At 21.8% G+C, this 11807-nt stretch carries 12 protein-coding genes; 1 reads left to right on the forward strand and 11 read right to left on the reverse strand.

The genetic code is table 4. The features are described 5' to 3' along the window. Positions 1-107 precede the first annotated feature (107 nt). Both AACL15_RS03470 and AACL15_RS03475 read right to left on the reverse strand, forming a co-directional pair. Positions 108-776 (reverse strand): DDE-type integrase/transposase/recombinase, encoded by a 669-nt coding sequence (locus AACL15_RS03470; RefSeq protein WP_339033475.1) that lies wholly within the window; start codon positions 774-776, stop codon positions 108-110. A gap of 173 nt (positions 777-949) precedes the next feature. After that, a complete protein-coding gene (locus AACL15_RS03475; protein ID WP_339033477.1) occupies positions 950-1246 on the reverse strand; it encodes a hypothetical protein in 297 nt (98 codons plus the stop codon). A 381-nt stretch (positions 1247-1627) separates the two neighbouring features. On the opposite strand from AACL15_RS03475, the gene AACL15_RS03480 reads away from it, so the two are divergent. Next, positions 1628-2473, forward strand: a complete 846-nt coding sequence (locus tag AACL15_RS03480) for a class II fructose-bisphosphate aldolase (RefSeq protein ID WP_339033479.1) — start codon at positions 1628-1630, stop codon at positions 2471-2473. 39 nt (positions 2474-2512) lie between these two features. Here the strand turns inward: AACL15_RS03480 and AACL15_RS03485 are convergent, their stop codons facing one another. The 9 genes from AACL15_RS03485 to AACL15_RS03525 form a co-directional block, all read right to left on the reverse strand. After that, a complete protein-coding gene (locus AACL15_RS03485) occupies positions 2513-2923 on the reverse strand; it encodes a hypothetical protein (RefSeq protein WP_339033481.1) in 411 nt (136 codons plus the stop codon). A 69-nt stretch (positions 2924-2992) separates the two neighbouring features. Next, on the reverse strand, positions 2993-3748 hold the full coding sequence (locus AACL15_RS03490) for a hypothetical protein (RefSeq protein WP_339033483.1): 756 nt from the start codon (positions 3746-3748) through the stop codon (positions 2993-2995). 462 nt (positions 3749-4210) lie between these two features. Further along, on the reverse strand, positions 4211-5938 hold the full coding sequence (locus tag AACL15_RS03495; RefSeq protein WP_339033485.1) for a DUF262 domain-containing protein: 1728 nt from the start codon (positions 5936-5938) through the stop codon (positions 4211-4213). A 12-nt stretch (positions 5939-5950) separates the two neighbouring features. Next, complete coding sequence (locus AACL15_RS03500) at positions 5951-6592, reverse strand: N-6 DNA methylase (protein ID WP_339033487.1); 642 nt, start codon at positions 6590-6592, stop codon at positions 5951-5953. 72 nt (positions 6593-6664) lie between these two features. Then, a complete protein-coding gene (locus AACL15_RS03505) occupies positions 6665-8350 on the reverse strand; it encodes a DUF262 domain-containing HNH endonuclease family protein (RefSeq protein WP_339033489.1) in 1686 nt (561 codons plus the stop codon). 38 nt (positions 8351-8388) lie between these two features. Beyond that, a complete protein-coding gene (locus AACL15_RS03510; RefSeq protein ID WP_339033491.1) occupies positions 8389-8712 on the reverse strand; it encodes an HNH endonuclease in 324 nt (107 codons plus the stop codon). Positions 8713-8795: 83 nt separating this feature from the next. Beyond that, positions 8796-9614, reverse strand: a complete 819-nt coding sequence (locus tag AACL15_RS03515) for a Dam family site-specific DNA-(adenine-N6)-methyltransferase (protein WP_339033493.1) — start codon at positions 9612-9614, stop codon at positions 8796-8798. Positions 9615-9618: 4 nt separating this feature from the next. Then, on the reverse strand, positions 9619-10467 hold the full coding sequence (locus tag AACL15_RS03520; RefSeq protein ID WP_339033495.1) for a DpnII family type II restriction endonuclease: 849 nt from the start codon (positions 10465-10467) through the stop codon (positions 9619-9621). A 221-nt stretch (positions 10468-10688) separates the two neighbouring features. Beyond that, a complete protein-coding gene (locus AACL15_RS03525) occupies positions 10689-11807 on the reverse strand; it encodes an HNH endonuclease family protein (RefSeq protein WP_339033497.1) in 1119 nt (372 codons plus the stop codon).

Below are 11807 nucleotides of genomic sequence, written 5' to 3' on the forward strand. Positions count from 1 at the left end.
TTAACAATTTTATATTCATTGTATCATAAACTTGTATATATAATAACATAATTTAATAGATATTTATATAGTTATTAAATACTGTACTGTTCCTTTTTTTCGGACACCTATATTTTATAACTAACTCTATTATTATTATAAAAATATTGATACATTTTCAAATTATAAATATATTCATTTACAACATTGTATTTATATCCTTCCTTAATTGCTTCTCTTTTAAGAGTACTTCAAAAACCTTCAATATATCCATTGTCCGTTGATCTACCAATTCTAGACATACTTAAGCCAAAACCAAATCACATTGTAGCTAAGCGATATTGATAAGATTTAAATTCTGAGCCATTATCAGAGTGAATAATTGAGTTTGGTTTAAAAGTTCCAAACTCATTAACCATATTAAAAAATGACTCTAATACTAATTTCATACCTTTAATATTTTTAGTTACCAAACCATAAACTTTTTTAGTGTTTACATGATAAAAAGCACAAGTATATAGTTTGCATCCTGCTATTATTTTCTCTGTAATATCTACAGAGAAAATATCTCCATATTTTTTCAAATCTGTTTGATATTTGAATAATCTAGGATACTTACCAATTTTTTCTGGAGTAACTGATTTATTCTTTTTTATTTTATAGTTATTAGGTTTTAACTTTAGAAACTTCATTATTCTCAGAATTTTTTTATGACTACAATTTAAATCTAAATACTTCAATAATCTTCTAGATCCATAGATTTTAACTTCATTTTTATAAACATCATTAATTCTCAAAACTAAATCTCAATTAATAGCCTTAATTTTTGGTTTACCTTTTGATATTCAATCATAGTAAGTACTTTTTGCTAGATCAATTAGTCTGCAAAGTCTTCTAATTGCAATATTTGGGTATTTAATTGTAAAGTTATAAACTACTTTTGATTTAAATGTGTTTAACTCTCACTTATTTACTTCTTTCTATCAATCATTTCTCTTAATTCTTTAAACATTTCATCTCTTAATTTGAAATCTTCACTCTCTCTTTTTGATTTTTTAAGCTCTTTTTTTAAATTTATAATCTCCTCATTATTGGCTTTAAAGGACTTTTTAAATCCATTTCTTCCATTTTCATCATAAATTTTTATTCAGTTTTTTAATCTTGATTTATCAATTCCTACTGCTTTTGAATACTGCGTTAATAATAAATTGGATTTATAAAAATTTAATACTAATTCAATTTTTTGATTTATTGAATACTTAGTCAAAATAAAACCTCTCTTCGTTCACAAATATTTTATATCAATATATAAAGTATTTTTAAAATGTGTCCGAAAAAAGGTTACACTACAATAGTTATTAAATACTGTACTGTTCCTTTTTAAAAAAACTATTTTATTCTATAGTTAACTTATATTCTTCTATTAGTTTATTTGCTATATAACACGCACTTAATTTTGTTATTAATACTTCTATTTTTAATTATTAATATACTTAATTTTATAAATTTTTGCTTTAATTTTAAAAAATAGCAGTTTCATTATTAACCAACTTATAAAAATACCTTTTTTTACCTTTTTCATAATATATTATATTTAAGATAGAGTTAAAAAGGTAGTAAGATATTAAGGAAAGAATGAGGATGTTAAATGAAAACTAGTTTAAAAATAGAACTATTAAAAGCTCAAAAATTAGGTTATGCTCTTGCTGCCTTTAATTTTGATAACCTTGAAATGATGAAAGCTATTATTGAAGCTGCTGAAGAAGAAAACTCTCCAGTAATTTTAATGGTAACTGAAAGTGCTGCTAAATATATGGGTCTTGATTATGTATTTGCTCTTGGCTTAACAGCTTGCGATAAAGCGAAAGTACCTGTTATTTTACACTGAGATCATGGCTTTGATATTGCTTTAATAAAAAAAGCAATCGATGCTGGTTTCTCTAGTGTAATGCTAGATTCTTCTTTGAAACCCTTTGATGAAAATGTCAAAGAAACTTTAGAAGTTGTTAATTATGCAAAAAGTAAAGGTGTTGAAGTAGAATCAGAAATTGGCCATGTTGGTGGTAAAGAAGATGATAGAAATTCAAAATCAAATGGTTATAGTGATATTAATCAAGCAATTGAATTTAACAATTTAACAAAAGTTGATGCTTTAGCTATTGCTATAGGTACAAGCCATGGTTTATTTAAAGGTGAAGTCAAATTGCAATTTGATTTATTAAAAGAAATTGCCAGCAAAATTAAAACTCCCTTGGTTTTACATGGGTCAAGTCAAGTTCCATTAAAAGATTTACAAAAAGCTATAAAATTAGGAATTACAAAAATTAATATTGGCACTGATTTAAAAATAGCTTGTGCTGATGGGTTAAAGCAATATTTTGAAGAAAATCCAAATGACTTTGATGCCAGAAAATATGGTACATTTGCAATTGAAAAAGTAAAAAAAGAAGCCATTATTAAAATTAGAGCTTTTGGTTCAAATAATAGAGCTTAAATTATTTAAAAACTATACTTTGTAAGTATAAAAAGCAGATTATCAAATCTGCTTTTTATTTTTTTCAAAATAAATTGTTAAACCATACATCAATATTAATCCCAATGAACAAATCATTAAGATTAAGTAATCATAAGTATAATCATTACAATATACTGATATAGCTGTAATAAAGTTAATGGAGTTAAAAACTATTCCCACGATATTTCAACTCAATGCAGTTTTTGCCTTTTCTGCTTTAATTGAATAAAGACAAGCTAAAATATCAATAATAACTCACAAGCTTCACAATAGCATTAGCAAGAGCGAAGTGATAAACTTTACACTTCAATGCATATTATCATTAACTGCCCCATTTATAGCAGTTGAAATGATAATAACACTTTTAATTGATATAACAATAAAACAGAAAAATATTTTTGTATAAAAACTAATTCAAAATTTTGACATATTTTGTTCCTCCACTATTAATTTAGTAGAAAAAGATAAATAAAAATGTCATTGAAAAACAATGACACGTTAAACTGATTTTAAAATTTCTTTACGTTGTTTTTGATATTCTTCTAAAGATATCAATTCATTTTTATATAGTTCTTGTAACTTTATTAAGCGTTTACTTGTCTTAGAGATTTTAACTCGATTTTTATTTGTAAAATACAAAACAAGAAATACGATAATTTCAACTCCTATTGTAATAGTTAAACAAATTGAAACAATTACAAAAGTATAGATTATTGTTCCTTGAACGATACTTGCTAAAACAGAAGTAAGCAGTAACCATAACATCAATATTGTGAAATTAATAATTATTAATTTTAATAAATTAGTTAAGTTTCTATCCAAATTTACTTTTGAAGTTATCATTAAATACTCATAATCCCTTAAATTATAATCATTAAATTCTTCTATTTTAATAATTTCTTTTTTACTTCTATCCTGGTTAGCAATAATTCCCTCTTTGATAATTTGAACAGTTTTTTTACTATTGACTTTATTAATTGATCTTAAAATTAAATAGTTCGATGAAATTATTTTATTATTATCTTCTTTTGTAGCAATTTTTATTGTATAAGGATAATTTAAATAAACTAATATATCATTTTCTTTAATAAAAACTTTCTTTGTTATTTCCTTACAAAAGTCTCTTTGATTATTTGGAAAAACATTTATAGTTTGAAATTTATTACTATAGCAGTTTTTGCATTCCTTTATAAAATGCTCACTTCTATTTAAAACAGCTCCTCTTTTTATATAAAATAAGTCTTTTAATTTCATTTTAACCTCACTAAAAATACTAATAAATTAATTATAGAGATTAAATTATTGATATTTCTTTAATTAAAAAAAAAAAAAAAATATTCCTTTTTTATACTATATAAATTTGAATTATCATATTAAATAAAAAATTAACTAATTTATTTTTTGTACAAAAAAAACACTACTAAATTTTAAAAATTATTTTAATATAAAATAGCCAATAAAAATTTTTAAAAATACTGATTTTTATATTAAAAAAGCTTTAATTGAAATAACTTTAAAAAACATAGTTAATGTCAATAGAACTCAGAAAAATATAAAAGTAAAGATTTAATAAAAATTAAATTTTATTTTTTAATGCAATCTATATAATAATATAGTTTCTTATTTTTTTTGATAAGTTAGAAAATAGTATTGGCTTTTTAAAAAAATATCTCTTTTAAAATTACTAAATAGTCTTTGGCTCATCCTAAAACTAATTTATTCTTCAAAACTAAACTTAAAAATATTATTTTTTGTTACATTATCTATAATATACTTTTCTCTTAAGTTAATTGTTTTTTTATCAATTAATTTTGGACAATTTTTAAATCCACTGTTTTCATCTTCCAATTTTAACAAATGAAGAGAATCATAGGTGTTTCCTCAAAAAAAATCCAATTTCCTATACAATTTTTTTCAGCTTTTATTACCAAGCATTGAGTTTTCATTTCTGTGTAATATAGTAAAATTACCAATTGAAAAAATTTCTTTTGGTGTATTTATTTTTTCTTCAACATATCATTCCTTTAATAGAAATTTATTGTTTTCCATATTATCAAAATAATTTCTATTAATATTCTTATCAACAATATGCTCTAATGAAACTTTTTCAAATGAGTTAAATAATAATTCTTTATTATAACTATCTTTTTTATTTATTTTAGTTTTTATTATATAAAATTTTCTTAAAATTCACTTAGCCAGTTTTTCATCAGAAGATGTCTCATATGTTTTATCCTTAATAATCTCATTAATTTTGATTAGAGATGTAAAATTAAAAGTTGAATACTCTTTATAATTAAATTTGTTTTTTGAATCAAATAAATCTTCCTTAATCTTAATTATTAATTTTCTTGGTTCGGTACCATAAACATTAGAAATTGTAGATGTTCTAATAAGATATAATAGAAGATCTGATAATAAATTTATATAATTTTTTTGTTGTAATTCTGAATTATTCTTTCTATTTAGACTTAATTTTATAATTGCAATAATAGGAAATAATTGTTTAAATGTGAAGTTAGATATATCATAAACAGTTTCATATATTTCTTTTCAATAATTTTTTGTCGGATTATAAATTTCAGACAGAATTTCAGCATAATGAATCATATCTTCTTCCAATTTTTTCAAATTATCCTTATTTTCTTCAATTAACTCATGAAATTTCTTTATAATTTCTTTTTGACTTATATTTTCAACTAATTTTGAGTTTAAAAAAAATAATAGAAAATATTCTTTTTTTGAAATGTCATAAGATAAATAAGATTCAATCTTATTTCATCTTTCAAATGAATCATCTCTTTCTAATGAAGAAAGTATAAATTTACTTTTTACAACATCTCATTTCTTCAGTTGTTGACCTCTTGTATTCATTATAACAAATGTTTCAATAGCTTCATCTTCTGTATTTACATAAAAAATAGAGAAAAAAACCTGATTTAATCTATTAATAACTTCTTCAATATTTTCCTTATGAATTTTTTTTCAAATAGATAAAAAAGATTTTTCCATTAAAGTTTTTTTTGGAATTTCAGAGTTATTTTTTATTTTAATATTGTCTGAAACATACTGTTTGATTCTTTCAAATGATTTTGAGTCTTTTATTTTATTAAATTTTATTAAATTTCCATCTATTATTTTTTCAGCAATTTCTTTAAGTTCTTCACCTAAATAAGTCTCTGAATCACTTTTTAAATATAATGCTAAAATTATTATTATATATGTAACTAATCTTTGTTGTCCATCAATTATATCTTTTTCGTCTCCAATTTTTAAAATAAGATTACCAGAAAACATTGAATTATTAGTTTCACATAATAATGGTTCCATTATAAGTTCAATTTTTTCTTCATTTCAACTATATTCTCTTTGATATTCCGGTATATTAAATACTTTTACTTCTTTTAATAAATTAATTAAATTTTTTTCAGTTATTCTTGACATAAATACTCTCCTTTAAAACATATAATGTGGATTTATTCCCTCTACATTAAAAATAATTATTTCTGAATGAAATTTAACTTCTTTGTATACATCTACTGGAAGAGAAATAATAGAAGTTATTTTCGGGATTTTGCCATCCTTAAATTTTTTATATCTTTTACTACCTCCATTTGCTGATTTTAAGTTTAATCTAAATCCATATGGAGTAAACATAACAATTGGAATATCCTTGCCAAAAAGTTCTATCGTCTTATCAAGTCAAACCTCTGGCAAAAAAGGTCTAGCACTACCATTGCCATATTTATTGGCTTTAATATAATCTATTGTTTCATTATCAACATTGAATGGAGGATTCATTATTACTAATGATGGTTTTATATTTTTTAGATCTTTATTAAAATTAATTTCCAAATAGTTTTTAACTTTTGTATTTAAAAAACCTTGTTTTTCAATATCCATACCAACTATTTTTCAACCATTTTTTTTTCAAGGTTTTAAAAGAGATCCTTTTCCAACACAAGGATCAAAAATATAACTCTTTTTATCAATTTCTTTATTTAATATTTTAAATAAAAAATCAGATAATATAGTTGGCGTATAAACAGTACTATTTTTTGATTCATCATAATAATTATTTCTATCTATTCTATACATAATATTACCTTACTTTTTATTAAAAATTCTCAAATAAATTTTATCATTATTTTAATTAACTTTAACATATAACTATAAAAATATATTAAAAAAGTGATCCACTAATTTTTTTTGTCTATTTAATAAATAATAAATGTCAAATTTATTTATAGATAATAAATCTTCATTAAGTTTTATGTGTTTAAACTCTGCTAATTTTGTTTGCTTTATTTCTCACGAGTCATTTGCCAATATTTTATTAGCCTTATCTGGTAAAATTGTTAAATTTCCTAACAAATTAATCTTATTTTGATACTCTACTTCATTTTCAACCTCTAAATTTTCTATTCAATTCCCTTTTGAAAAGGATTTAGGTGCAATATGTTCAATTGTTAAAGAATTAAATCTTAAATGTATGGGATTATTTCAATTTTCTAAATATCATAAAAATATTTTACAAATAGCTAAATCATAAAAATTTATATTTTCTAATCTATTTTTAATTTCACTATTACTTGGAGCATACATTTGAGTATCATTTACATTACTAAATAATTCCTCTTTTAATATTTTTGCTAAATTTGTGCTTTCATTTCTTATTTTTTTAATTAAAGTTTCATTAAAAAATCTTGTAATTGGAGAAGTATCTAGATCAGCTACTTTCCTTCTTAAGATATATTCTGACAATATTTTAATACTTTCATTGTAAATTATTTCATCAATTTGCTTAGACTTATATTTGTCAAGGAGGATCATAAATATTGTTGCGTATAACTCATTTTTATTAGGTTGCAAATTTACAAAAGTATCATAATTTACTTTTTCAATTTTATCATTATCCTTATGATAAAAATATTCATATAGATCTAGTGCATAATTTAGTTTCTTAATTATTTCTTTTTCATTAGTATCTACAAATATTTCCTTAAAATTATGATATATTTCCTTTTCAGAAACATAATCTTTTTTTAAAAACTGAATTAAAATTCTAATTATTTTGTCAATAGTTTTTTTATTAATTGATGAGATTCTAATTTCTAATGGTTTTCATAAATCTCTAAACATTTTTTCTTGTTCATCGTCATTATATTTCATTAAAATATAATTTCTAATTAAATCAAAATTACTTAAATCAACACCTGTGCTATTTATTGATTCAAATATTCTATGAGGATCTACATTGTCTTTCTCTTCAATAATAATTTGAACTATTTTAATTTTTGAAAATAAATTAAATATTTTCTCAATTCCAAATCAGTTAAATCACTTTAAAATTGTTTTTTCAATAATTTTGTAATTATTAAATAAATTATTTTTATTGTATTTTTTTGAATTATTCTCTAATTCTTTCAATTCATTTTTAGAAATTTTTTCATAAACATCAGTATTATCAATTTCTGGCTTTAATTTTAACTTATACTTATCAGGTATAAATCTATTTTCTAAAAATAAATCTGTTATTCTTTCTATATATTCATTATTGCTATCATTATTTAAAAGATAATTCTTAATAGAGTTTAAAATTAAAAAGAAAGTTGTAACTCTTTGTTGTCCATCAATTAATTGTTTTAATGTAAAATTATCTTTATTATATGTTTTATATATCACATTTCCAAAAAAATGTGACTCATGCTTTTGTTCTAAAACACTTTCTAAGTCTGTTAAAAGTTGATTTATATTTGTTGTATTTCAAACATACTCACGCTGAAATACTGGTATATAAAATTGACTAGATGAATTGTCAAAAAAATTATGTATACTCAATAATCTTGCTTCCATTTTGTTTCCTCTTCTATAATTTAAAAAAATAAGTTTAATTAATTCTTATGTTTATTGCAATCAGGGTGCATAGGTCATAAATTATTAATATTATTATTTTTTGGATTACCATCAATATGGTCAACAGACCATTTGTAATCACCATTTTGATTACCCTGATACTGGCATCTTAGCATTTTTCCTGCATCATTTTGCTTTTGAAGACATTTATTTTGATATGGGCACGGAGCTTCACTATTTAAATTTCATGAATTATCAAGTTCGTCTTCATTAAAATTTAACTTTCAAATTTTATTTTCAATATAATCAACTCATATATTTTTCAATTCTGTTTTACTTCATTTTTTTCTGTTTTCTGACATTTTTCTACCCTTTCTTTAACACTTTTATAATATCAAAAAAATTTTATAAATATAAAAATATTTTGATATTTATAAAATAAAAATTAGAAATTTTTTATTAAAAGTTCATTTATTTTTCCTCTTCCAGAACTTTTTGAATTTACCATTCTTGTTGCCCTAATTATTTTTATATTATATTTTTTATATATTTCTTTAATGAAAGTTGTGTCATGATTAGATAAAATGAATTTAGCTCCAATTTCATTAATAAAATCACAAAATTCTTTTAAGGCAATTTGCCCCTCTTTTCCAAAAGAATCCTTATTATAGGCTTCAAAAGTAGAATTATTTAATTTATCATAAGGAGGATCTAAATAAACAAGATCTCCTTTTTTTATTTTATTTTTGAAATATTCAAATGATTTATTTTGAATATTTATTTTCTTTAAAAAATTGGAAATAATAATAATATTATCAATATCATATATTTTTGGGGCAATTATTTTTTTATTCCAAGGTACGTTAAATTCATCCTTTGAGTTTTTTCTAAATAAACCATTAAAACAGGTTTTATTCAAAAAAAGAGTTCTAGCAGCATCCATAAACTTATTTTTTTCAAAATACTTCTCTTCATAACTTCTTAATTTATAATAAAACTTTTCAGGACTTTTATTATATTTAATCCTAAAATTCTCTATATAGTCAACAACACTCTCATAATTATCTCTTATACATAAATATAAATTTATAACTTCTGAGTTTAAATCATTAATTATTGTTTTTGAGTTTAACATATCAAAGGTTAATGCACCTCCACCAATAAAAAGCTCAAAATAGTTATTAAAATTATTTGGAAATTCATTTTTAATTTCATTAATTATTTGAGTCTTACCACCCACTCATTTCAGAATTGGTTTAGCCATTTTTTTATTCCTCCACTAATAAATTAAAATTATTTTTTTCCAATTCTTCAAGATTATATAAGTATTTAATATTTTGATATGCATCCTTAATTTGATTTTTAGTTTGCTGTCATCCTCATCCATCTGTTATTCAAATAAATTTAATATTTTCATACTTATTTATCTTATCACTTAAGTACATATATGATTTACAAGTTTCATTTAACTTACTACCACTTGAACTATAAAAATTAACTTCCATTAAATAATAAATATTATTATGTTTAATAACAAAGTCAATAAGTTTATCAGCTGTTTTATCATCAAATTCATTTAAAAGTAAAGAGAAATCATACTCTGGAAAATGCTTCTCCATTTCTTTTAATTTAATTTGTTTGTAAAAATTTAGCTCTTTTTGTTTCAATATTTGCTCACATTTATTTTCCATTATTTTTCCAACCCTATTTTTTCTGGCATTTGTATCCATTCCAACTTCCAGTCCAATAAGGTAATCAATTATATTAGTAATTTTTTTTTCTTTAAAAAACCTGATAATACCACTTTTTTCAATTAATTCTAAAACATCCTCTATCGATGAGTTTTGACCAATATTAATTTCCCTATCAATTGTTTGAATAATATTTTTTCTAATTGCAATTAAATTTGGAATTAATGTTTTAATTGATGGGTTTGACTCTAATACTAATTCAAGTTCTTTTACTGGATTGTCACTTTTTAAAACCTGATTTAAAAGTTTTAAATCACTATCTCTTTTATAAACATTATTAAAAACCTTTTGATAGTCAACATAATCCTTAATTTCCATAATCGAAGGCTTTAAATTATTATAAAATAAGTCAAAATTTTTTTTCATATTTTTTACCAAGATTCTATTTCAATAAATATTTTAGCATAGATATAATAGACTTAATTTGATTAATAATAAAAAATATATCAGTTTATAAATAAGAGCTCTTATATATAAGAAAAGTATTAGTTTTAATACTGGTTTTTTAATGAATAAAAAATAGAAAATCTACTATACAAAGAAATATAAAAGTAAATTAAGTATGCATAAAAATATTAGCTTAAAATTTACTTTCCACTTTTAGTTCTGTTACATTTCATACATAAGATTTGAGAGTTTTCAAGTCTGGTTTTACCCCCCATTGTATGTGATACTACATGATCCGGTTCAAACTCACTTATATTTTTTAGTGTTTTTTTGCAATACATACAACTATGCTCATTATTATTTCAGATTTCAAGTTTTTCATCATAAGTAAAGTTTCTCTTTTTATCTTTAAAATACTTACATAGTATATTATCAACCATACCTATCCTATTTTTTACATACTTAAAATCATCATATTTATTCCCTCCACCCATTTGAACTTCATTTATAGCATTTTGAACATTATATAGCTCTTTTTTTAAAATATTTTGATTATTTAAAAATGAATTTTTATGTTCTATATTATTGAAAAAAGACATAAAAATAGATTCAAATAATGTATTAAAAGACTTTATTCTTATAGTATCATTTCCCACTATTAAGAACATTACATTTATAGCTTCTTTAAATACTGCTAAATCAATATCATTTACTATTTTATTTTTTATAATATTTTCCATATTGCTTCTTACAGAACCTTTTTGCTTTGTTTTCTGTATATCAATTATAGAGAAAATTCTAATAATTAATTCTTCAATTGTAAATCTTTTATCATTTTTTTTATTATTTGACATCTCTATTATTTTTTTATCCATTGCCAAATTTTTAATTAATTCTCTATTAAGGTCTGTTGCTTTTGCCATTAATAACTCGGCTTTACTTAATTTTACACTACCCTCATTAATTCTTAAAAAAGTTGTAAGTATTTTATTTTCATCAATATTTCCTAAATCTCTTACATTAATTTCGTAGTTATCAAATCTACTTTGTTCAAACTCATTTAGGTCACTATATTTGATTTTTCTATTATCAAGTATTACATCAAACTTATCATTTGTAAATTGAATAATTGCTGAAATTCTCTGCTTACCATCCATTACTTCATTATTTGCAATTAAAACTTCAGGAATATAATAATTATTTCATATTGAGTCAATTAGTAATTTTCTTAATTTTGTAGTTCAAGCGTCACTACCTCTTTGAAACTTTGTATCATATTTATAATTTTGTCTAATTAAATCTTTTATTTTCATTAACAT

The organism is Spiroplasma endosymbiont of Cantharis rufa (assembly GCF_964019665.1).
GTDB lineage: Bacteria > Bacillota_I > Bacilli_A > Mycoplasmatales > Mycoplasmataceae > Spiroplasma_A.